Source organism: Mesorhizobium sp. M0185 (assembly GCF_040322175.1).
Lineage (GTDB): Bacteria > Pseudomonadota > Alphaproteobacteria > Rhizobiales > Rhizobiaceae > Mesorhizobium.
In genome coordinates, this window is the sequence record NZ_JAMYSY010000012.1 from 92,892 (window position 1) to 114,711 (window position 21,820).

At 61.9% G+C, this 21,820-nt stretch carries 26 protein-coding genes; 20 read left to right on the forward strand and 6 right to left on the reverse strand.

Features of this window, described 5'->3' with window-relative positions:
- Positions 1–2: 2 nt before the first annotated feature.
- Genes NKJ20_RS12500 through hslV form a run of 3 tightly spaced genes read right to left on the reverse strand, consistent with a single transcriptional unit; the run spans position 3 to position 1,687 of the window.
- Positions 3–599 (reverse strand): DUF2585 domain-containing protein, encoded by a 597-nt coding sequence (locus NKJ20_RS12500; protein ID WP_023677528.1) that lies wholly within the window; start codon positions 597–599, stop codon positions 3–5.
- Positions 600–603: 4 nt separating this feature from the next.
- Positions 604–1,146 carry a GNAT family N-acetyltransferase gene (locus NKJ20_RS12505; protein WP_352736755.1) on the reverse strand — a complete coding sequence of 181 codons (543 nt, stop codon included), beginning with the start codon at positions 1,144–1,146 and terminating at the stop codon, positions 604–606.
- Positions 1,136–1,687 (reverse strand): ATP-dependent protease subunit HslV, encoded by a 552-nt coding sequence (gene hslV / locus NKJ20_RS12510; protein WP_352454821.1) that lies wholly within the window; start codon positions 1,685–1,687, stop codon positions 1,136–1,138. Before hslV ends, NKJ20_RS12505 begins: the two co-directional genes overlap by 11 nt.
- Before the next feature lie 226 nt (positions 1,688–1,913).
- Between hslV and hisB the strand changes: the two genes are divergently transcribed.
- From hisB to NKJ20_RS12580, 14 genes are all read left to right on the forward strand, one after another.
- Positions 1,914–2,513, forward strand: coding sequence for an imidazoleglycerol-phosphate dehydratase HisB (hisB, locus tag NKJ20_RS12515; RefSeq protein ID WP_352454820.1), 600 nt, complete (start codon positions 1,914–1,916; stop codon positions 2,511–2,513).
- 4 nt (positions 2,514–2,517) lie between these two features.
- Positions 2,518–2,991: a DUF2628 domain-containing protein gene (locus NKJ20_RS12520; RefSeq protein WP_352454819.1), complete on the forward strand. Its 474-nt coding sequence runs from the start codon at positions 2,518–2,520 to the stop codon at positions 2,989–2,991.
- 1 nt (position 2,992) lies between these two features.
- Complete coding sequence (hisH, locus tag NKJ20_RS12525; RefSeq protein WP_023677533.1) at positions 2,993–3,643, forward strand: imidazole glycerol phosphate synthase subunit HisH; 651 nt, start codon at positions 2,993–2,995, stop codon at positions 3,641–3,643.
- Positions 3,644–3,646: 3 nt separating this feature from the next.
- Positions 3,647–3,937, forward strand: coding sequence for a DUF1330 domain-containing protein (locus NKJ20_RS12530; protein ID WP_023677534.1), 291 nt, complete (start codon positions 3,647–3,649; stop codon positions 3,935–3,937).
- Between the two features lie 2 nt (positions 3,938–3,939).
- Positions 3,940–4,683, forward strand: a complete 744-nt coding sequence (hisA, locus tag NKJ20_RS12535; RefSeq protein WP_352454816.1) for a 1-(5-phosphoribosyl)-5-[(5-phosphoribosylamino)methylideneamino]imidazole-4-carboxamide isomerase — start codon at positions 3,940–3,942, stop codon at positions 4,681–4,683.
- Between the two features lie 3 nt (positions 4,684–4,686).
- Complete coding sequence (locus NKJ20_RS12540; protein ID WP_352744335.1) at positions 4,687–5,523, forward strand: arginase family protein; 837 nt, start codon at positions 4,687–4,689, stop codon at positions 5,521–5,523.
- Entirely contained in the window at positions 5,520–6,314 is a 795-nt protein-coding gene (gene hisF / locus NKJ20_RS12545) for an imidazole glycerol phosphate synthase subunit HisF (protein ID WP_023677537.1), read from the forward strand. The genes NKJ20_RS12540 and hisF overlap by 4 nt, the downstream gene beginning before the upstream one ends.
- Positions 6,315–6,350: 36 nt before the next feature.
- Positions 6,351–6,677, forward strand: a complete 327-nt coding sequence (locus NKJ20_RS12550) for a phosphoribosyl-ATP diphosphatase (protein ID WP_352576337.1) — start codon at positions 6,351–6,353, stop codon at positions 6,675–6,677.
- Positions 6,678–6,695: 18 nt separating this feature from the next.
- Positions 6,696–7,655, forward strand: coding sequence for a type I pantothenate kinase (coaA, locus tag NKJ20_RS12555; RefSeq protein WP_352451662.1), 960 nt, complete (start codon positions 6,696–6,698; stop codon positions 7,653–7,655).
- A gap of 77 nt (positions 7,656–7,732) precedes the next feature.
- Positions 7,733–8,740 (forward strand): glycosyltransferase family 2 protein, encoded by a 1,008-nt coding sequence (locus NKJ20_RS12560; RefSeq protein WP_352451661.1) that lies wholly within the window; start codon positions 7,733–7,735, stop codon positions 8,738–8,740.
- Positions 8,740–9,510, forward strand: coding sequence for a class I SAM-dependent methyltransferase (locus NKJ20_RS12565; protein ID WP_352744338.1), 771 nt, complete (start codon positions 8,740–8,742; stop codon positions 9,508–9,510). The genes NKJ20_RS12560 and NKJ20_RS12565 overlap by 1 nt, the downstream gene beginning before the upstream one ends.
- A gap of 7 nt (positions 9,511–9,517) precedes the next feature.
- Positions 9,518–9,913 carry a GtrA family protein gene (locus tag NKJ20_RS12570; RefSeq protein ID WP_023677541.1) on the forward strand — a complete coding sequence of 132 codons (396 nt, stop codon included), beginning with the start codon at positions 9,518–9,520 and terminating at the stop codon, positions 9,911–9,913.
- Positions 9,914–9,986: 73 nt separating this feature from the next.
- The gene (locus NKJ20_RS12575; protein ID WP_352744340.1) at positions 9,987–11,477 is read left to right on the forward strand and encodes a hypothetical protein; all 1,491 of its coding nucleotides are present in this window, start codon (positions 9,987–9,989) and stop codon (positions 11,475–11,477) included.
- 91 nt (positions 11,478–11,568) lie between these two features.
- Positions 11,569–13,182, forward strand: coding sequence for a hypothetical protein (locus NKJ20_RS12580; RefSeq protein ID WP_352744342.1), 1,614 nt, complete (start codon positions 11,569–11,571; stop codon positions 13,180–13,182).
- Here NKJ20_RS12580 and NKJ20_RS12585 read toward each other — a convergent pair.
- From NKJ20_RS12585 to NKJ20_RS12595, 3 genes are all read right to left on the reverse strand, one after another.
- Positions 13,145–13,762 (reverse strand): alpha-ketoglutarate-dependent dioxygenase AlkB family protein, encoded by a 618-nt coding sequence (locus tag NKJ20_RS12585; protein WP_352454809.1) that lies wholly within the window; start codon positions 13,760–13,762, stop codon positions 13,145–13,147. The two genes, NKJ20_RS12580 and NKJ20_RS12585, sit on opposite strands and share 38 nt — an antisense overlap.
- A gap of 130 nt (positions 13,763–13,892) precedes the next feature.
- Positions 13,893–14,330, reverse strand: coding sequence for an alternative ribosome rescue aminoacyl-tRNA hydrolase ArfB (gene arfB / locus NKJ20_RS12590; protein WP_352744345.1), 438 nt, complete (start codon positions 14,328–14,330; stop codon positions 13,893–13,895).
- A 79-nt stretch (positions 14,331–14,409) separates the two neighbouring features.
- A complete protein-coding gene (locus NKJ20_RS12595; protein WP_352451655.1) occupies positions 14,410–16,020 on the reverse strand; it encodes a phosphoenolpyruvate carboxykinase in 1,611 nt (536 codons plus the stop codon).
- A 342-nt stretch (positions 16,021–16,362) separates the two neighbouring features.
- Between NKJ20_RS12595 and NKJ20_RS12600 the strand changes: the two genes are divergently transcribed.
- The 6 genes from NKJ20_RS12600 to ahcY all read left to right on the forward strand — a co-directional run bounded on the left by NKJ20_RS12600 (position 16,363) and on the right by ahcY (position 21,765).
- Positions 16,363–17,064 carry a response regulator transcription factor gene (locus tag NKJ20_RS12600; protein WP_023677547.1) on the forward strand — a complete coding sequence of 234 codons (702 nt, stop codon included), beginning with the start codon at positions 16,363–16,365 and terminating at the stop codon, positions 17,062–17,064.
- A 22-nt stretch (positions 17,065–17,086) separates the two neighbouring features.
- A complete protein-coding gene (locus NKJ20_RS12605) occupies positions 17,087–18,871 on the forward strand; it encodes a sensor histidine kinase (RefSeq protein ID WP_023677548.1) in 1,785 nt (594 codons plus the stop codon).
- 31 nt (positions 18,872–18,902) lie between these two features.
- Positions 18,903–19,349 (forward strand): HPr kinase/phosphorylase, encoded by a 447-nt coding sequence (locus NKJ20_RS12610; protein ID WP_352744347.1) that lies wholly within the window; start codon positions 18,903–18,905, stop codon positions 19,347–19,349.
- Between the two features lie 164 nt (positions 19,350–19,513).
- On the forward strand, positions 19,514–19,915 hold the full coding sequence (locus tag NKJ20_RS12615; RefSeq protein ID WP_023677550.1) for a PTS sugar transporter subunit IIA: 402 nt from the start codon (positions 19,514–19,516) through the stop codon (positions 19,913–19,915).
- Positions 19,912–20,208 carry an HPr family phosphocarrier protein gene (locus tag NKJ20_RS12620; protein ID WP_023677551.1) on the forward strand — a complete coding sequence of 99 codons (297 nt, stop codon included), beginning with the start codon at positions 19,912–19,914 and terminating at the stop codon, positions 20,206–20,208. The genes NKJ20_RS12615 and NKJ20_RS12620 overlap by 4 nt, the downstream gene beginning before the upstream one ends.
- A gap of 156 nt (positions 20,209–20,364) precedes the next feature.
- Positions 20,365–21,765, forward strand: a complete 1,401-nt coding sequence (gene ahcY, locus NKJ20_RS12625; RefSeq protein WP_023677552.1) for an adenosylhomocysteinase — start codon at positions 20,365–20,367, stop codon at positions 21,763–21,765.
- Positions 21,766–21,820 lie beyond the last annotated feature (55 nt).

Consider the following 21,820-nt stretch of genomic DNA (forward strand, 5'->3'; position numbering starts at 1 on the left):
CACTAAATTCCACTTTGCCACTGCCGAATGGACTCGAACGGATGCAGCAGCATGATCACGTTGAGTGTCAGATTGTCCCGGATGAGATAGCCGACACCGAATTCGAAGATGAGGGCGAGGGTTACGACCACCCATATAGGAAGCCTTCGCGCCATGACAAACCCCAGCACCATGGCCAGCGTGTCCGACACCGAATTGATGATGCTGTCGCCATAATAGTCGAGCGAGATCGTGCCGGCGCGATAGCGATCGATGATGAAAGGGCTGTTCTCGAGCAGCTCCCAGCCGCCCTCTATAACCACCGCAAAGGCCAGCCTGAGCCCGATCGGCGAGCGCGGGAAAAGGAACCACGCCAGCGCATAGAACAGGAAACCGTGAATGATGTGGGAGAAGCTGTACCAGTCGGAAATATGCTGGGAATTCTCCGAGCTCTGCACGATGCCGTGCCACAGCTTGACATAGCCGCAGGTACAGATCGGCGTCCGCCCCATGCCGTAGAGGACCCCGGCCTGGAAGATGACCAGGCCGAGAACCAGCAGAAGCCCCATTCGCCAGCTGTCGTAGTAGGCCGAGACGGTTTTGTCGCTGGATACGCTCATGCTGCTATTGCCCCTCTTCTGCGTCACCCTGTCCGGCATCACCCTCTGGGGCATCAATCGCCATCAGCACGGCATCGCCATATTCCGACTTCCTGCGATCGATAGCCGTGAAACCGGCCTTTTCATAGGCACGGATAGCCCGTGCATTGGCGGGGTCCGGGTCGATGATGACGCGCGGCGTACCTTCCTCGAAAAGCTGCTCGACGAACTGCCGGACGATCGCGGAGCCGTGGCCGACCCCGACAAGCTCCGGCACGCCGATCGACAGATCGATGCCGAGCGTGCCGAACGGCTGGTCGCTATAGGGATGGCCGTCCTCCAGATGCGGATCGTAGCTCTGCAAATAGCCGATGGGCTTTCCGTCGAGCTCGATAATCAGCGGCTCGACCGAAATGCTGTCGATGTGCTCGCGGATCTCCGCGATCTCGGTCTCTGGGTCGTTCCACCATTCGGCGACATGCGGCTCGGCAAGCCAGCCGGCGATCATCGGCAGGTCCCTCTGGGTCACCGGCCGAAAACCATAGCGGAGGCTCCGCTCAGGCGGCATCGAGGGTTTCGACGACGAAGTTGTTGTTGGTGTAGACGCAAATGTCTGACGCGATCTGCATCGCCTTGCGGGCGATCTCCTCTGCGCCCTTGTCGCTGTCCACCAGCGCGCGTGCCGCTGCCAGCGCGTAATTGCCGCCCGAGCCGATGGCCATGACGCCAAATTCGGGCTCCAGCACGTCGCCGGTGCCGGTCAGCGCCAGCGACACCGACTTGTCGGCCACCAGCATCATCGCTTCCAGCCGCCGCAAATAGCGGTCGGTGCGCCAGTCCTTGGCGAGCTCGACGCAGGCACGTGTCAGCTGGTCGGGATATTGTTCGAGCTTGGCTTCGAGTCGCTCAAGCAGCGTGAAAGCATCGGCGGTGGCGCCGGCGAAACCGGCGATGACGTTGCCGCTTTTGCCGATGCGGCGCACCTTCTTGGCGTTGCCCTTCATGATGGTCTGGCCGAGGCTGACCTGGCCGTCGCCGGCGATCACCACCTTGCCGCCCTTGCGCACGGTCAGGATGGTCGTGGCATGCATGGTCAGTTCATTCGACATTTTCTGCTCCGATAAGCACCGATCCCATCGAGGCGATCGGCGCGTTACGAGTGATTTGATCGGCCATATGTATGCATAGGCCGGACGATTGCAAACCGGCCATCCGCCGGGCCGGACTGTGCTCCGCAGCGGTAACTGGCAATCGCCGGATCATGCTGCTAGAAGGCTTTCGTTTTCAGGCATGTGAACGCCTGAATCGTGCAAAATCTGAGACAAGGATGAGGTCATGGCGCCCCGTTCCGCCGAGATAAGCCGCAAGACCAGGGAAACCGACATCGCCGTGTCGGTTCAGGTCGACGGCTCGGGCAAATCCGACGTTTCGACGGGCGTCGGCTTCTTCGACCATATGCTGGACCAGTTGTCGCGCCATTCGCTGATCGACATGACCGTGAAGGCCAAGGGCGACCTGCACATAGACGACCACCACACGGTCGAGGATACGGGCATTGCGCTCGGCCAGGCGCTGGCCAAGGCATTGGGCGAGCGGCGCGGCATCATGCGCTACGCCTCGATCGATCTCGCCATGGACGAGACACTGACGCGGGCGGCAATCGATGTCTCCGGCCGGCCTTTTCTGGTCTGGAATGTTTCATTCTCGTCGCCGAAGATCGGTACGTTCGACACCGAGCTGGTGCGCGAATTCTTCCACGCGCTGGCGCAGAATGCCGGCATCACGCTTCATGTCACCAATCATTACGGCGCCAACAACCACCACGTCGCCGAGACCTGCTTCAAGGCCGTGGCGCGTGCGCTGCGTTCGGCGCTTGAGCGCGACCCGCGCCAGCCGGACGCGGTTCCCTCCACCAAGGGATCCCTGAAAGGATAGCGTCATGGCCATCTATGTCGTGATGGAGCCGCCAGGCCGCAGCGAAAGCGTGGACACTACTTTTATCCGTGACGGCTTTGCCTGGCTCGGCTTCTTGGTGCCGCCGCTGTGGCTGGCCTGGCACCGGCTCTGGGTCGAGGCGGCATTGGCGTTTGTCGCCATGGGCCTGCTCTCGATGCTGGGCGAAAGGCTGGACCTGGAAACAGCCGGCTCGCTTTTATCCCTACTTGTCATGCTCTTTGTCGGACTGGAAGGGCAGGCCTTGCGGATCGCAGCCCTGCGCCGTCGCGGCTGGCATGAATGGGGCGTGGTCGAGGCCGACAGGCTCGACGACGCAGACGTCCGCTATGCATTGGAAGCCAATGCTCAATCGGCTGAACAACCGACGGTGCAACGCATCGTCCCAGACGCAGCACATGCCCGGTCGGCGCAGATGGGCCTGGCGCTGGGGCTGAACCATATTCCGGGAAAGCCCTGAGATGAGGGTGGCGATCATCGATTACGGGTCGGGCAATCTGCGCTCGGCCACCAAGGCCTTCGAGCGTGCCGCGCATGAAGCCGGCATTGCCGCCGCGATCGAACTCACCGCAGATGCCGAGCGGGTCAGGACCGCCGACCGCATCGTCCTGCCCGGCGTCGGTGCCTATGCCGATTGCGCCGCTGGACTGCGTGCCGTCGCCGGCATGTGGGAAGCGGTCGAGGAGGTGGCGATCGCCAAGGCTCGGCCGTTCCTCGGCATCTGCGTCGGCATGCAGCTGATGTCGGAGCGAGGCCTGGAAAAGACCGTCACAAAGGGCTTTGGCTGGGTCGCCGGCGACGTCAAGGAGATCACGCCGGCCGATCCGACACTGAAGATCCCGCAGATCGGCTGGAATACGATTGACCTGAAGCGCAAGCATCCGCTGTTTTCCGGCATTGCGACGGGTGGCAAGGGACTGCACGCCTATTTCGTCCACTCCTACCATCTTGATGCACGGAAGGAGGATGAGGTGCTGGCGGTTGCCGACTATGGCGGCCCGGTAACGGCCGCTGTCGCCCGCGACAACCTAGCCGGAACGCAATTCCACCCCGAGAAGAGCCAGGCGCTGGGCCTGGCGCTGATCACCAATTTCCTAGGCTGGAGGCCCTGAACCATGAGCAAGAAGGGCTATTGGATGGCAATGGTCGATGTCCACGATCCCGAGATCTACAAGCAGTACATTGAGGCCAATGCCGCGGCTTTCGCGAAATACGGCGCGAAGTTCCCGGTGCGCGCCGGGCGGTACACCAGCCCGGAAGGACCGGCAGGCAATCGCCACGTGCTGGTGGAATTCGAATCCTATGAAAAGGCGCTGGAATGCTACGGCTCGCCTGAATACCAGGAGGCCTTGAAGTACAGGCTCGCCGGCTCGACCGGCCACTTTGTCATCGTCGAAGGCGCCTGAAGGTGTTTCTGTTTCCGGCGATAGACCTCAAGGACGGCAAATGCGTGCGCCTCAGGCATGGCGACATGGCGACCGCCACCATCTACAATGACGATCCCGCCGCTCAGGCGCGCGCCTTCGAAGAGCAGGGCTTCGAATGGTTGCACGTCGTCGACCTCAACGGCGCCTTCAAGGGCCAGAGCGTCAACAGCGCCGCGGTCGGCGCCATCCTGAAGGCGACGAGCAATCCGGTGCAGCTCGGCGGCGGCATCCGCACCCTGGCGCAGATCGAGGACTGGCTCGACCGTGGGCTGGCCCGCGTCATTCTTGGCACCGTGGCGGTGCGCGATCCGGATCTGGTCAGGCAGGCCTGCAAGGCATTCCCGGGCAAGATCGCGGTCGGCATCGACGCCAAGGGCGGCAAGGTCGCGGTCGAAGGCTGGGCTGAAGCCTCGAGCCTCGGCGTCATTGAACTGGCGAGGAAATTCGAGGGTGCCGGCGTCGCCGCCATCATCTACACCGATATCGACCGCGACGGTGTGCTGACCGGTATCAACTGGGACGCCACCATCGATCTCGCCGACGCGGTGTCGATCCCGGTTATCGCCTCGGGCGGGCTCGCCTCGATCGCCGACATCGTGCGCATGACCATGCCCGATGCCCGCAAGCTCGAAGGCGCGATCTCCGGACGCGCCCTCTACGACGGCCGCATCGACCCGGCCGAGGCATTGGCGATCCTGCGTGGCAAACCGATGGCAGGGGTGTGAAACGTGAAGGTCTCGATTATCGTTGCTCCCTACGACAGCGGGCACTATCACGAAGGGTGCGGCCAGGGGCCGGACGCCATCATCGGCGGTGGGCTGGTCGAAGCCCTGACCGTGGCTGGCCATGACGTCGCCGTCGAAGATATCGGCAAGGTCGGAGACGAGCAGGGGCGCGAAATTGCAACCGGCTTCGCCGTCTGCAACGCCGTCGCGACCAAGGTTAACCTCGCCCGCGATGGAGGACGCTTCCCCATTGTCCTTGCTGGAAATTGCCTGACCGCCGCCGGTGCGGTCGGCGGTGAAGTTGCGGATTCGATCATCTGGATCGACCAGCATGGCGATCTCAACACGCCGGAGACGTCCTCCTACGGCTTTCTCGACGGCATGGCGCTGGCGGCGACGCTCGGGCTCTGCTGGCATCCGATGGCGGCAGCAATTCCGGGGTTCCGGCCGATAGACCCGGCGCGCTGCATGCTGGTCGATGCCCGCGACCTCGATCCCGACGAAAAGCGACTGCTGGAAACTTTGCCGATCGTGCGCACCGAATGTGCCGGTGCACTCGATATGATCGGAAAGCTCACGGCGACAGGGACTGTGCGGGCGCATCTGCATCTCGACCTGGATGTCCTCGATCCGGATGTGTTGCAGGTGAACCGCTACGCGCACCCGGGCGGCCCGAGTCCGGAACAGCTACGGCAGCTTGCCTGCGGACTGGCCAGGTCAATCCCAATCGTCGGCGTGACGCTCTCGGCCTACGACCCGGCCTTTGATTCCCAGTCCGAAGTTCCGCCCGTCGTCGGCCAGCTGCTTGTCGAGATTCTTGCGGCGATCGAGAGGATCTGATGCTGAAAGCCCGCGTCATCCCCTGTCTCGACGTCAAGAACGGCCGTGTCGTCAAGGGCGTTAATTTCGTCGACCTGGTCGATGCCGGCGATCCCGTCGAAGCGGCAAAAGCCTATGACGCGGCCGGCGCCGACGAGCTCTGCTTTCTCGACATCACCGCCTCGTCGGAAAACCGCGAGACCATTTTCGATGTCATCGCCCGCACCGCCGAACAATGTTTCATGCCGCTGACCGTTGGCGGTGGCGTCCGTCAGGTCGCCGACATCAGGAAGCTGCTACTGGCCGGCGCCGACAAGGTGTCGATCAACACGGCGGCGGTGAAGACCCCAAATTTTGTCGCCGAGGCTGCCGACAAATTCGGCAACCAGTGCATCGTCGTCGCCATCGATGCCAAGAAAGTGTCCGCTGCGAGCGAGGCTGATCGCTGGGAGATATTCACCCATGGCGGCCGCGAGAAGACCGGCATCGACGCCGTCGAGTTCGCTCGGCGAGTGGTCGATCTCGGCGCCGGCGAGATCCTGCTAACATCGATGGACCGCGACGGCACCAAGGCCGGCTACGACATAGCCCTTACCCGCGCGGTCGCCGATGCCGTACGCGTGCCGGTCATCGCTTCCGGTGGCGTCGGCACGCTCGACCACCTTGTCGAAGGCATTCGCGACGGCCATGCCGGCGCGGTGCTGGCGGCGTCGATCTTCCATTTCGGCACCTACAGCATCGCCGAAGCCAAGCTGCACATGGCTCAGGCCGGACTGCCGATGCGGCTGGACTCGCCGGGTAATCGGTCCTAGAGCCTTTCCGGCTAAGAAGAGGCTGTAAACGCCGTCATGACCGAGTTCTCGCTCTCCGATCTGGAGAAGATTATTGGCGAACGCGCACGTTCCGGCGATCCGGATTCGTGGACGGCCAAGCTCTTTCAGCGTGGCATGAGCAAGGCAGCGCAGAAACTCGGCGAAGAGGCAGTCGAAACGGTGATCGCAGCCGTCAGCGCCGATAGGGCCGCGCTTGTTTCGGAAAGCGCCGATCTCATCTATCATTGGCTTGTCGTTCTCGGCATAGCGGACATTCCGCTGAGCGATGTGCTCAACGAGCTTGAACGCCGCACCGGTCGTTCGGGCATCGCCGAAAAGGCGTCTCGGCTGGACCGGGGCTGATCGCTGCGGAGGAACTCGATGGACCAGCTCGCTCCTACCGAGAAGTATTCACCCTATCGTTTCTTCTCGGCCGAGCAATGGTCGCGGTTCCGCGCCGATACGCCGATGACGCTCACCGAGGACGAGGTCCGTCGTCTGCGGTCGCTGAACGATCCGGTCGATCTCCACGAGGTCGAGCGCATCTATCTTTCGATGTCACGGCTGTTGTCGGCTCATGTCGAAGCCAGTCAACTCCTGTTCAGGCAACGCCAGGCCTTCTTCAACGCGCTGGACGCGGCCAAGACACCGTTCATCATCGGCATTGCCGGTTCCGTCGCGGTCGGCAAATCGACCACGGCGCGCGTGCTAAAGGAGCTGCTGGCGCGCTGGCCGTCGAGTCCCAAGGTCGACCTAGTCACCACCGATGGTTTCCTGCTGCCGAACGAAGTCCTGCGCCGCAACAATCTGATGGAGCGCAAGGGCTTTCCGGACAGCTACGACGTCGGCGCGCTGCTGCGCTTCCTGTCCGGCATCAAATCGGCGCAGCGCAACGTCCGCGCGCCGGTCTATTCGCACCTGACCTATGACGTCATTCCGGGCGAGTTCCAGACCATCGACCGGCCCGACATCCTGATCTTCGAAGGCATTAATGTCCTGCAGCCGGGCAAGCTGCCGAAGGACGGCAAGATCGTGCCTTTCCTGTCGGATTTCTTTGACTTCGCCATCTATATCGATGCCGAGGAGGCGCTGATCCATCACTGGTATATCGCCCGCTTCATGCGGTTGCGCGAAACCGCCTTCCGCGACCCGGCCTCCTTCTTTCACCGCTATTCGCAACTTTCCGAAGATGCGGCCCGCGCCATCGCCGAGGGCCTGTGGACCAACATCAACCTGAAGAATCTGCGCGAGAATATATTGCCGACCCGCGCCCGAGCCGATCTCATCCTGCGCAAGGGCGCCAACCATCTGGTCGAGGAAGTGGCGCTCAGGAAACTGTGAAATCCCGGGACATTCCTTAAAGTCATCTTAACCCAGTCTTTCTATTGTCGGGCCTGATCTGCGGGCTCGGCAAACAAATGAATGCGCCATTCCTAAACATCGATCGGCCGGCATCTGACCGCATCGCACGTCCGGGCAGCGGCGGCGCAACGATTGCCTTGATCGTGCCTGTCCACAATGAGGAAGGCGCAATTGCTCCATTCCTGAAGGCGGTATGCGAAAGCACCGCGCTGCTGAAGGACAAAGGCGTTGCCCTCGAGTTCATCTTCGTCAACGACGGCAGCAGCGATACGACGCTCGAAAAGCTGATCGAAGCCCAACAAACCGATCCACGCATCCACGTAATCGACCTTTCACGCAATTTCGGCAAGGAAGCCGCGATGACCGCGGGGCTCGACAGCTGCGATGCCGATGCAGCGATCCCGATGGATGTCGATATGCAGGATCCGCCGCATGTCATTCCGCTGCTTGTGGAAAAGTGGCGCGAGGGTTTTGAGGTTGTTCTGGCCAAGCGAGCCAATCGGTCGAGCGACAGCTTTCTCAAGCAGCGCTCCGCCTCGATGTTCTACCGCGTTCACAACTGGATCGCGCAGCAGAAGATCCCGCACGATGTCGGCGACTTCCGTTTGATCGACCGCCAGGTCATCCAGGCGCTGCGGTCTTTGCCCGAACGCCGTCGTTTCATGAAGGGCCTGTTCGCCTGGGTCGGGTTCCGTACCGCAAGCGTCGAATATGTCCGCGATCAGCGCATCGCCGGCCAGTCGAAATTCTCCGGCTGGAAGCTGTGGAACTTCGCGCTCGAAGGCATCACCAGCTTCTCCACCGCTCCGCTTGAAATCTGGACCTATGTCGGCGCGACGATTTCCGCGCTGTCGTTCCTCTACGGCCTGCTGATCGTCGCCAAGACAATGATCTTTGGCGTTGATGTGCCCGGCTACGCCTCCCTGCTGGTCAGTGTTCTTTTCCTTGGCGGCATCCAGTTACTCGGCATCGGCATCATCGGACAATACCTCGGCAGGGTCTACGCCGAGATCAAGCAGCGTCCGATCTATATCGTGCGCCGCAAATATGAGGGAGTGAGCTGATGGAGATCGACGCTTACCGACAGATGGCCGCCACCGAAGACGAGCATTGGTGGTTCTGCGGGCGTCGCGCCATCGCCGAGGCGGTCATTCGCAGCATCGGCCTGCCTGAAAACGCGCGCATCGTAGAGATCGGCGCCGGCACCGGCGGCAACATCCGGATGCTGGAGCAGTTCGGCGCAGTGACGGCAGTCGAGATGAGCGATCTCGCGCGCAGGATTGCCTGGGAAAAGACCGGCCGCGACTTCCTCGCCGGCCATCTGCCGGACAACATTCCTGTCGCGCCGCAAAGCTGCGACCTCGTCTGCCTGTTCGACGTGCTGGAGCATGTCGCCGAAGACGAGGCGTCGCTTGCCGCGATCCGCCAAGTGCTGAAACCGGGCGGCAGTGTCGTCCTCACTGTGCCCGCACACCAATGGCTGTGGAGCACGCATGATGTGGGGCTGCATCATATGCGGCGCTATTCACGCAATCTGCTGCGTGAACGAATCGAAAGGGCCGGTTTCGCGATCGACCGGCTGAGCTACACAAATGCCGCGCTCTTCCCGGTAGCGGCGCTGGCACGACTGGTGGACAGGTTGCGCAAGTCGGCCTTGCCAGCCGGCCATGCCACGCCGCCAAAACCACTGAATGCAGCGATGAAGGCAGTGTTTTCGGCGGAAGGCCGCATCATACCAAATGCAAGCTTGCCCTTCGGGGTTTCGCTGCTGGCGGTATTCCGCAAGAACAGCGCCGTCGAAACCGCTCGCCCCGACGAGAAATTGGCAGCTTGACCGCGTCATGGGCACCGGCTCGTATCGTCGACTATCGCGCTTTGCGCTGATTGGCATCGCGTCGACGCTGATCTACGCCGTTTGCGCTTTTCTGCTGTCGCGTGGACAGGCAACGGCAGCCCTGCCGGCGGCGCTCACATCGTTTGCGGCCTACGCCGTCGCCGCGTTGTTCTCCTACACCGGGCATAAATATTTCACGTTCACCTCGGGCGGCAGCCACGCTATGGAATTGCCCCGCTTCCTCCTGCTCACCGCTTCCGGGCTCGCCGTCGCGATCGCCCTGCCGGGGCTTTTGACCCAGATGCTCGGCGTCCCTGCCGCAATCCCGATCCTGCTCACCTGCATTGCCGTGCCGGTCATCAACTATGTCGTCCTCGGGCGCTGGGTGTTTCGTGGTCTCTAGCGCGCGATCCCTCAGTGAACTGCTGCCCGGCGCCAACCGCTTCTCGCCCTTTGTGGGCGTAGCGGGTGCTCCGTTGCTGCTGGCCAGTCTGATCGTCACATACGCCGTCTGGCTATCGACTGTTGCAATTCCGACCAATGTTGACGTGTCATGGCTTCTGGTCGTCTGCGACCGCCTGCTTGGCGGAGAGCGGCTCAACACCGACATCGTGGAGACCAACCCCCCTTTCTCGATCTGGCTCTACATGCCGTTCATGCTCCTGGAAAAGCTCACTGGCATGCGTGCGGAATTCTGGCTGACGCTTGGCATCGTTTGCCTGAGCCTGGCCAGTCTTTTCGTTTCCGTCCGCATTCTCGCGCGCGATGAACCGGTATACCGGCAGCCCCATGCGCTGTGGGCGGCAGCCGCGGCCCTGTTTTTGATCCTGTGTTTCATGCCGGATCAATTCGGCCAACGCGAGCACTTCGCATTGATTGCCATTCTGCCTTGGGTGGCGTTGCAATGCACACGTCAGCGGAACCTGGATTTCAGCGCGGGCTCGCGCCTGGAGCACATGGTCGCGGGCCTCTGCGCGGCGGTCGTGGTCATGGTCAAGCCGCCCTATTTTGTGCTGGCCTTCATGTTGCCGTCGCTCTGTCTTGCGCTTGAAAGGCGGTCGCTGAGACCGCTCTTCGTCGCAGAGAACCTGATGGGCGCTGCGATCGTGGCCGCCTATATAGCGTCCATCGCGCTCTTCGACCGCGCTTACGTCAGCGACGTCCTGCCCTTGGTCAGGGAGGTCTATCTTCCGTTGAGGGCCTCTGCCGCCGATATGCTGGCAAACTGGCCGAAAGTGGTGCTGCTTCTGGCCGCCGCCACCGTGCTTGCGGCCGGCGGCCTGAGAAAGACGAACTGGGACGTCAGGATTCCGCTCCTGACCGCCCTGGGGTTCATTCCGGCCTTCATTGTCATGGGCAAGGGTTGGCCCAATCACGCGCTGCCGATGGTCGTTGTTGCGACACTTGCATTTGGCATCCAGCTTGTGCGGTTCGGCACATTCGGCAGTGCAGGCTTCGTTCGCAAGGCCGCCCTGATCTTCGGCTGCGTGCTGGTGCTGCAAATAGCGGTCAGGGCACAGTACGCGGCGCTGACGACGGATAACGGCCCGATCGCCCGGTCTGTCGCCGCGATCCGCGCAACGGTCGAAACCCCGGCCATCATGTCGATTGCCGACCAGATGCAGGTTGCCCATCCCCTCGCCAGGCTGGTCGGCGGCAGGTTCATATCACGCCATCCGAGCGCCTGGGCGGTCTCCAACGCGGACACGCTCGCCCGCGTCACCGGCGATCTCGAACGGAGACCGGAACTTGAAAGCATCCGCGATCGGGTGATCGGCGAAAACGCCGCCGAGATATCAGCGAAGAAGCCCGATATCGTGCTGTCAGGCTCGCCGGCGTGGACTGCCCTGATGCTGCAGGACAAGCGGATCCAGGTCGCCTTGGCCGGCTATCGTCTGCTGCACGCCGAGCCGGAAATCACTGTCTATCTGCGTTACACGGCGCCTGCGCCGCTCCAAACCGATTGAGCAGGAGCCCCCGGAAACCCATGACACGGCTGGATCCAATCGCTCCACTGGACGACATATGGCTCGATCTCGAGAGCCTCGGTGCAACAGCATGAGCGTCTCGAACGACGTTGGCGGCTTGAGCCGCTGGCGCGACCGGGATATTGCGGCGTCGCTGCTTCCTAGCCGCAATGTCCTGGCCATTGCCGCAGTCACCGTCTTCTCGATCTTCTGGCAGCGACGTTGGGGGACTGTTCCCGACACTAGCTGGCTGATCACGGTCTGCGAGCGTATGCTGTCCGGTGAGCGGCTTTACTCGCAAATCTACGAGACCAATCCCCCATTCAGCGTCTGGCTCTATCTGCCGCCAGTGGCTGCGGCCAGATTGCTGGGCACCGCCCCGGAAATCCTGGTTGAGGCCTGGACATACCTTGCCGTGCTTATCGGACTTTCGCTCTCGGGCGTGATCGTCAAGCGTGCGGGTTTCACCGAAACTGCATCATTGTTTGCACTGGGGCCAGCGTTTTGCGCAATGTTGGTGGTCTTCCCCGGAAATGCCTTCAGCGAGCGGGAGCATATCGGCATGGCACTTTTCATGCCGCTGCTTGCGCTTCATGCCTGGCGCGCGCGCAGAGATGCAGCTGCCCAACCAGACCCCGGGCTCGCCGTACTCGCCGGCCTGTCGGGCAGCATTCTGCTGCTGGTCAAGCCCTACTATGCGATCATGGTGTTGGCGCCGGCGCTGGTCGTTGCAGTGCGCCGGCGCAGTCTGAAATCGATCTTCGCCCTGGAACACTGGGTCATTGGCGGCATCTGCGTTGTCTATCTCGGCACCGTCACGCTGATCCATCCGGAATTCGTGCGCGACATCTATCCCCTCTTGGCGGACGTTTATGCAAAGATCGGCATCTTTTGGCCGATTGTGATCGGCTACGGTTTCTCGTGGTGTTTCCTTGTCTTCCTGATCTGGTGGCTGTGGCCTGCCAAGCGATTTCCAGAGCTGGCGGCGGTAGCGTTGGCGGCATCGATCGCCGGCATGTTTCCCCTGTTCTACCAGGCCAAAGGCTGGTCTTATCATGCCTATCCCGCGATCTTTTGCGCTGTGGCAGCCATTTTCTGCCTGTTGGCACTGCCCAGGATCGTGCAGCAGCCGTCGAAGCTGTTGACGTTCGTGACGGCTCCTTCGCGAGCTTGGGCATTGGCGGCGGTGGCAATCGCTTTCTTGCCGTACTGGAGCACCCAGAAACCAGGGCCGGCGCTGGTTGCCGCAATTCGCGCCGCCACCGATCGGCCGACCGTAGCGTTGGTCAGTTCGGATATTTCCTCGGGACATCCGTTGAACCGTATGATCGATGGGCAGTTCGTTTCGACCCACGTCAGCGATTGGCTTGGAGCGTTCGCACTTTCCCTGTCCCGGCAGGCATCTCTCTCGGGTGACACCGCCGAAGCCATGCGTTACCGAGCCATCATGGCGCGCTACGTCGAAAGCAAACGCGAAGAGTTCGTGCGTCTGCGCCCGGATATCGTCGTCTTCAAGAAAAACAACACGATGTGGACAAGCCAACTGATGGGGCGTTTTGGCTTTGACGCCATCCTGGCGCACTACCGCATTCTTATCGAGGACGAGACCGAGCGCATCTATCTGCGCGACGATTATGTCCGCCCGGGCCACCGGCCACCCGAACAGCCTATTTCGGCATCGTCACCCGTCGCAGCGTCAGATTGATGCGGCCGCCACTCCTGAGCAATGCCGAGGTCGACGGGTAGATACGATCGACGCCGTGAAAGCAGAGCCGCCCTTCGCCGCCAAGCACGACGACGTCGCCGCTCCTCAGCCTGAACGATTTGGTGGCGCCGTCGCGCGTCGTCTGGCCGACCCGGAACAGGCAATCGTCGCCGAGCGACACCGAGACGACAGGCGCGGAGAAATCGCTCTCGTCGCGGTCCTGGTGAAGACCCATCTTGGCATCCTGCGAATAGAAATTGACCAGGCAGGCTTCCGGCGGGTGCGCATAGGCAGATACATCCCGCCACAGTTCGAGCAGCATCTCCGGGATCGGCGGCCAAGGCCTTCCGGTCACCGGGTGGGTCGGCTGGTAGCGATAGCCGTGCTCCTTGTCGGTGACCCAGCCCAGCGGACCGCAATTGGTCATGCGCACGCTCATCTCCTTGCCGGTACGCGGCATCGCCGGCACGAACAGCGGCGCGTTCTGCACGACCTGCCTGATATCTTCCACCAGCACTTCCTGCATGGCGCGCGACAGGTAGCCGGGCATATGGCGGACGCCTTTGGGCAGTACGAGCATCGCGTCGCTTATCCGTTGGTCTGGAGAAATCAGAATGCCACCGTCAAATGAAAACGGCGACCCGAAAGCCGCCTCCGACGGTGGCTGCGCGCTTTAACCGGCGATCTGAGATCCGAAGCCGCTTCGGCTGTCACTCATCCCCGACCCGGCCGCGCAGTTTCTTGATCGAGCCGCGCCCGGCCTTGCTCTTGAGCCGTCTTTCGACCGCGCCTTTGGACGGCCTGGTCTTCTTGCGCGGCGGTGGTGGTGGTTCGGCGGCCTTGGCGACCAGTGCCGTCAGCCGCGCCCGGGCGTCCGCCCGGTTCTGCTCCTGGGTGCGGAAGCGTCCGGCTTCAATGACGATGACGCCATCCTTGGTGGCGCGCTGGCCGGCAAGCTTGATGGTCCGTTCGCGCACCCGCTCCGACAGGCCAGCCGCATTGGCGGCATCGAAGCGCAATTGCACTGCCGTCGCCACCTTGTTGACGTTCTGGCCGCCCGGGCCGGACGAACGGATGAAGTCCTCGTGCAGGTCGCCCGGATTAATCACCGCAACGTCGGTAATGATGATCTTGTCGTCGGCGTTCATGCCGCACTCATGGCGCGGCAGGCGAAAAAAGAAAAGGCCCGATCGAAGCCGGGCCTTGAAGCATCACCAGGGGCGACGGCTATTCAGCCGCTACCTGCATGCGTGGTGCGGCGCCGAGCACCGTGGCGTCGACATGGGCTTCGAATTTTTCGAAATTGTCGACGAACATGCCGACCAGCCTTGCCGCCTGCCGGTCGTAGGCGGGCTTGTCGATCCAAGTCGATCTAGGGTCGAGAATGGCGCGGTCGACGCCGGCAACCGTCACGGGAACGTCGAAACCGAAATTGGCGTCGGTGCGGAAGTCGGCCGCTTTCAGCGAGCCGTCGAGCGCCGCCGCAAGCAGCGCCCGCGTTGCTTTGATCGGCATTCGCTTGCCCGTGCCGTAGGCGCCGCCGGTCCAGCCGGTGTTGACCAGCCAGCAATCGACGCCGTGGCGGGCGATGAGCTCGCGCAGCAGATTGCCATATTCCGACGGATGCCGCGGCATGAACGGTGCGCCGAAGCATGTCGAAAATGTCGCTTCGGGTTCCGTAACACCCTTCTCGGTCCCCGCCACCTTGGCGGTATAGCCGGAGAGGAAATGGTACATGGCCTGCGCCGGGGTCAGCCGCGCGATCGGCGGCATCACACCGAATGCGTCGGCGGTCAGCATGATGATGTTCTTCGGATGGCTGGCGCGCCCCGTCTTGCTGGCGTTGGGGATGAAGTGGAGCGGGTAGGCGCAGCGTGTGTTTTCGGTCAGCCCGCCGTCGTCGAAATCCGGCACGCGGCCTGCGTCGAGCGCCACATTCTCCAGCACCGTGCCGAAGCGCTGGGTGGTGGCGAAGATCTCCGGCTCGGCTTCGGCCGAAAGCTTGATCGTCTTGGCATAGCAGCCGCCCTCGAAATTGAAGATGCCGTGCGGTCCCCAGCCATGCTCGTCGTCGCCGACCAGCGTGCGCGACGGGTCGGCCGACAACGTCGTCTTGCCGGTCCCGGAAAGGCCGAAGAAAACGGCCGCGTCGCCGACGGGCCCTTCATTGGCCGAGCAGTGCATCGGCATCACACCCTTTGCCGGCAGCAGGTAGTTGAGCACGGTGAACACCGACTTCTTCATCTCGCCGGCATACGAGGTACCGCCGATCAACACGATCATGTGCGAAAGATCGACGGCAATCACCGTTTCGCCGCGCGTGCCGTGGCGGGCGGGATCGGCGCGGAACGACGGCAGGTCGATGATCGTCAAATCGGGCATGAAATGCTCGAGTTCGGCGGCGGCCGGTCGGATGAGCAGATTGCGGATGAACAAGGAGTGCCAGGCAAGCTCCGTGATCACCCTGGTCGGCAGCTTCAGTTCCTCGTCGGCGCCGCCGACCAGGTCCTGCACATAAAGGTCCTTTCCAGCCGCGTGGGCGCGAAAATCGGCAAGCAGCGTATCGAACTGGATCGGCGAAATCGCTTTGTTGTTGTCCCACCATATATGCGGCGCGGTGCTTTCGTCGCGCACCACGAATTTGTCCCTGGGCGAGCGGCCGGTGTGCTGCCCGGTCTCGGCGGCAAGCGCGCCATGCGCGGTGAGTCGGGCCTCGCCACGGCGGATTGCCTCCTCGTAGAGCGCGGCCGCGCCGAAATTATAGCGTACCACCCCCGTGGTTCTCAGGCCGATGCGATCGATTGCACATGCAGGATTGCGTTTGCCGGCTTCCGACATGGGTGTCCCTTCTTCGATTTACCGCGTCTTTACCGGCGAATTCCGGAACCCCCATTGCAGGAGCTAAAAACGTCAAAACCAGAAAAGGCGAATGATATCAAATCATTAATCGATTTAAATATTTTGAAAGTTGTTTAAATCGTTTATATGTGCAAAAACACTGATGGTTGCCCAAAGGATTGGCGACGTTCATTCGTCCAATCCATATCGAGGTACAATTGTGGCCGTCGACATGCCGCGCGTGACAGCGGATACAGCCTGTGCCACATTTTGTACCTAATTTGTCCTGCAAAAGCCCCTTCTCGACGAAAGAAGGGACAGCTCATGAGGGAGCCGCTTGAAATGGCAACAATCGCGCTTGTCGACGACGATCGCAACATTCTGACTTCGGTTTCGATCGCCCTCGAATCCGAGGGTTATCGGGTCGAAACCTACACGGATGGGGCATCGGCGCTGGAGGGACTGGCGGCGCGCCCGCCGAACCTCGCCATCCTCGACATCAAGATGCCGCGCATGGACGGCATGGAGTTGCTGCGCCGGATGCGTCAGAAATCCGACCTGCCGGTGATCTTCCTGACCTCCAAGGACGATGAGATCGATGAACTGTTCGGCCTCAAGATGGGCGCCGACGACTTCATCCGCAAACCCTTCTCGCAGCGTCTTCTGGTGGAGCGCGTCCGCGCCGTGCTGCGCCGCGCCAGCACCCGCGAGGCGGCGGCCAAGGCGCCCAACCAGCAGGCCCGGTCGCTTGAGCGCGGCCAGCTTGTCATGGACCAGGAGCGCCACACCTGCACCTGGAAGGGCGAGCCGGTGACGCTTACCGTCACCGAGTTCCTCATCCTGCATTCGCTGGCACAGCGTCCGGGGGTCGTAAAAAGCCGTGATGCGCTGATGGATTCGGCTTATGATGAGCAGGTCTATGTCGATGACCGCACCATCGACAGTCACATCAAGCGGCTGCGCAAAAAGTTCAAGGCCGTTGATGATGACTTCGAAATGATCGAAACCCTTTACGGAGTCGGATATCGGTTCCGCGAAGCTTGAGTCGAGCGGGAGCTGCTATTCGATGGCAGTGCAAGTAGAGCGAGTGAGACGGTCGGGCGCCGCCAGGCGCCCGCCGCGGATTCTGCCCGCCTTCGTGTCGAAAATTACGGTGCCGATGCGCCGGTTTCTCGGCCATCACATCTTTTCCAGCCTGACGCGGCGTATCCTCTTTCTCAACCTTGCCGGCCTTGCCGTCCTGGTCACCGGCATTCTCTATCTCAATACCTTTCGTGACGGGCTGATCGACGCCCGTGTCGAGAGCCTGATGACTCAAGGCGAGATCATCGCCGGCGCGATCGCCGCCTCGGCGACGGTCGAGACCGATTCGATCAGCATCGATCCGGAGAAGCTGCTCGAGTTGCAGGCCGGCGAAAGCCTCGGCCCGGGCTCCGATCAGCTCGACAACCTCGATTTTCCGATCAATCCGGAGCGCGTGGCGCCGGTGCTCAGGCGGTTGATCTCGCCGACGCGCACACGCGCCCGCATTTACGACCGCGACGCCAACCTGCTGCTCGATTCCCGCCATCTCTATTCGCGCGGCCAGATCCTTCGCTACGACCTGCCGCCGGTCGAAGAGGAGCAGCCGGACCTTCTGGAGCGCATCCAGAAATTCGTCTTTGATTTCTTTCGCAACAAGCAGCTGCCTGTCTATCGCGAGCAGCCAGGTGGCAACGGCGCCGCGTTTCCGGAAGTGGTCAAGGCGCTTACCGGCAGTCCGTCGACGATCGTGCGGATCTCGGAGCAGGGCGAGCAGATCGTTTCAGTGGCGGTACCGATCCAGCGCTTCCGTGCCGTTCTCGGCGTGTTGATGCTGTCGACCGAAGGCGGCGACATCGACAAGATCGTCGCGGCCGAGCGCAAGGCGATCCTGCGCGTATTCGGCATTGCCGCCCTGGTTACCGCCATCCTGTCGATGCTGCTGGCCTCCACCATCGCCAACCCGCTGCGCCGGCTTTCCGCGGCGGCGGTCAGGGTTCGCCGCGGCGTCAAGAACCGCGAGGAAATCCCCGACTTCTCCGACCGCCAGGACGAGATCGGCAATCTGTCGATCGCCGTGCGCGACATGACCAATGCGCTCTACGCCCGCATCGAGGCGATCGAAAGTTTTGCCGCGGATGTCTCGCACGAGTTGAAGAACCCGCTTACCTCGCTGCGCAGCGCGGTGGAGACATTGCCGCTGGCCAGGAACGACAATTCGCGCAGCCGGCTGATGGATATCATCCAGCACGATGTGAGGCGGCTTGACCGTCTCATCACCGATATTTCCGATGCCTCCCGTCTCGATGCCGAACTGGCGCGGGAAGATGCAGGAACCGTCGACCTCAAGAAGTTCATCACCGATCTGGTCGCCGTCTCGCGCGAGGCCACGCGCAACAAGAAGGCGGTCGAGATCGAATTCAAGGTCGCCAAACTGCCGCAGGGCGTGAAAGGCTACTTCGTCGTCGGTCATGATCTGAGGATCGGCCAGGTGATCACCAACCTGATCGAGAATGCCCGCTCGTTCGTTCCCGAGGAACGTGGCCACATCACCATATCGCTGGCGCGCGCCGGCAAGTTCAACATCGTCACCATCGACGACAATGGACCCGGTATCCGTGCCGATAACATCGACCGCATTTTCGAGCGGTTCTATACCGATCGGCCGGCCGGCGAGGCGTTCGGTCAGAACTCGGGCCTTGGCCTGTCGATATCCAGGCAGATCGTTGAAGCCCATGGCGGCACGCTGAGCGCCGAGAACATCCCGGGCACCAAGCCTGGCGAGATCAAGGGCGCGCGCTTCGTGGTGACGCTGCCGGCGGAAGGCTGACGGATGAATTCCAATCACGCCTGGTCCTATTGTGCAGCCTGAAAACATTCACGGCACCGCGATCCTGGTAGGTGATCGCGGCATTCTCATCACCGGACCGTCCGGTTTGGGCAAGACGACGCTGGCGCTCGCCCTGATCGATCATTGCAGCCAGCGTGGGCTGTTTTCCCGGCTGATCGGCGATGACCAGCTCTATGCTGCAGATTGCGACGGGCGGCTGGTCTGCCGCGCACCAGCCAGCATAGCCGGCCTCGTCGAGGTGCCGGGATTCGGCCCCAAACCGATACGGTTCGAGCCAAGCTGCGTGATCGACCTCATTATCCGGCTGGTGCCAGCCGGCAAAATGGCCCGCTTCCAGGAAGACTGCAGCGAACTCGTTGTCGGCGTACCAGTGCCGCGCATCGATCTTGCCGGGCGCAATGTAGCGGCGGCCTTGCCGGCAGTGATGTCGCGCCTGTCGATTGCGCCTTTCCTGTGATCCGATTTCGATTTTTTGCTGCAATGCGTCAAATTGGCTTGGGCCGGCGCAATTTTGGGCTTGTCAACGGGCCTTGCGTCGACAAGATAGCGCTCCCGCCACCTGGAACGGTCGGCGAGCATAAAATGCGCCTGTGAAGCGGCGATGACGGGAGCCACCAAAGAATGATCGGACTCGTGCTTGTAACGCACGGTCAACTGGCCGCCGAGTTCCGCAATGCCGTGGAACATGTCGTTGGGCCACAAGACAATTTCGAGACCGTGGCGATCGGTGCCGACGACGATATGGAACAGCGCCGCCGCGACATTATCGAGGCAGTCGGCCGCGTCGATACGGGATCAGGCGTCATCGTTTTGACCGACATGTTCGGCGGCACGCCCTCTAACCTCGCCATTTCCGTGATGGAATCCGGGCGTATCGAGGTCATTGCCGGCATGAACCTGCCGATGCTGATCAAGCTGTCCAGCGTTCGCAAGGGCGACAACATGACGGCCGCGCTGGATGAGGCGCAGGCTGCCGGCCGTAAATACATCAATGTCGCCAGTCAACTCCTGAGCAGCAAATGAGCGCGCTGTTGCCGGAAAAGGACAAGATCGTTCGCGACTTTCCGATCGTCAACCAGCGCGGCCTGCACGCACGCGCCTCGGCCAAGTTCGTTCAAATCGCCAGCGGCTTCAACGCCACGGTCCAGGTCGAGAAGGACGGCGTCAAGGTCGGCGGCACCTCGATCATGGGCCTGATGATGCTGGCGGCGAGCCCCGGTTATTCGATCCGCGTCACCGCCACCGGCCCGGAGGCCGAAGAGGTCATCGATGCGCTGGAGCAACTGGTTGCTTCCCGTTTTGGCGAGGAATGCTGACGTGCTGATCGCTTCTGAAGACATGCACGGATAAAGATTTCTTTATATCCCATTGTCGTCCGACTCCCGATCTGCTAGTCAGGCCGGCAACTCGCGCCCTCCGACACGCTTTCGGGGCGGGCGCGTCCCGCAATCAATTCGCATCGGAGCACTGCCATGACGGGTAGCAAGGACTATGTGGTCGCAGACATCGCGCTTGCCGGCTGGGGCCGCAAGGAGATCGAGATCGCCGAAACCGAAATGCCGGGCCTGATGGCCTGCCGCGAAGAATTCGGCGACAAGAAGCCGCTCAAGGGCGCGCGCATCACCGGCTCGCTGCACATGACTATCCAGACGGCGGTGCTGATCGAAACGCTTAAGGCGCTCGGCGCCGATATCCGCTGGGCTTCCTGCAATATCTTTTCGACCCAGGACCACGCTGCCGCGGCCATTGCCGAGGCCGGAATTCCGGTGTTTGCCGTCAAGGGCGAGACGCTGGAGGATTATTGGGTCTACACCGACAAGATCTTCCAGTGGGCCGATGGCGGCACCTCCAACATGATCCTCGACGACGGTGGCGATGCCACCATGTACATCCTGATCGGCGCCCGCGCCGAGGCCGGCGAGGATGTGCTGTCCAATCCGGGCAGCGAAGAGGAAGAGATCCTGTTTGCCCAGATCAAGAAGCGCATGCAGGCATCGCCCGGCTTCTTCACCAAACAGAAGGAAGCGATCCGCGGCGTCACCGAAGAAACGACGACCGGTGTCAACCGGCTCTATCAGTTGCAGAAAAAAGGCCTGCTGCCGTTCCCGGCGATCAACGTCAATGATTCCGTCACCAAGTCGAAATTCGACAACAAATATGGCTGCAAGGAATCGCTTGTCGACGGCATTCGCCGCGGCACCGACACGATGATGGCCGGCAAGGTCGCGGTTGTCTGCGGCTATGGCGACGTCGGCAAAGGCTCGTCGGCTTCGCTCAAGGGCGCCGGCGCCCGCGTCAAGGTCACCGAGGTCGATCCGATCTGCGCGCTGCAGGCGGCGATGGACGGTTTCGAGGTGGTCACGCTCGAAGACGCAGCGCCGACGGCCGACATCGTCATCACCACCACCGGCAACAAGGACGTCGTTACCCTCGACCACATGCGCCTGATGAAGGACATGGTGATCGTCGGCAACATCGGTCACTTCGACAACGAGATCCAGGTGGCCTCGCTGCGCAACCTGAAATGGACCAACATCAAGCCTCAGGTGGATATGATCACCTTCCCGGACGGCAAGCGGATGATCCTTTTGTCGGAAGGCCGCCTGCTCAACCTCGGCAACGCAACCGGCCACCCGAGCTTCGTCATGTCGGCGTCCTTCACCAACCAGGTGTTGGCCCAGATCGAGCTGTACACCAAGCCCGGCCAGTACGAGAACCAGGTCTATGTCCTGCCGAAGCATCTCGACGAAAAGGTCGCGCGCCTGCATCTCGACAAGCTCGGTGCCCGCCTGACCGAACTGTCCGGCGAACAGGCCGCCTATATCGGCGTCACTCCGCAGGGACCGTTCAAGCCGGAACACTACCGCTATTAACCACGGCGAAACTTGCCACTAGATATTGAAGCCGGGCGATTGACTTTTCGCCCGG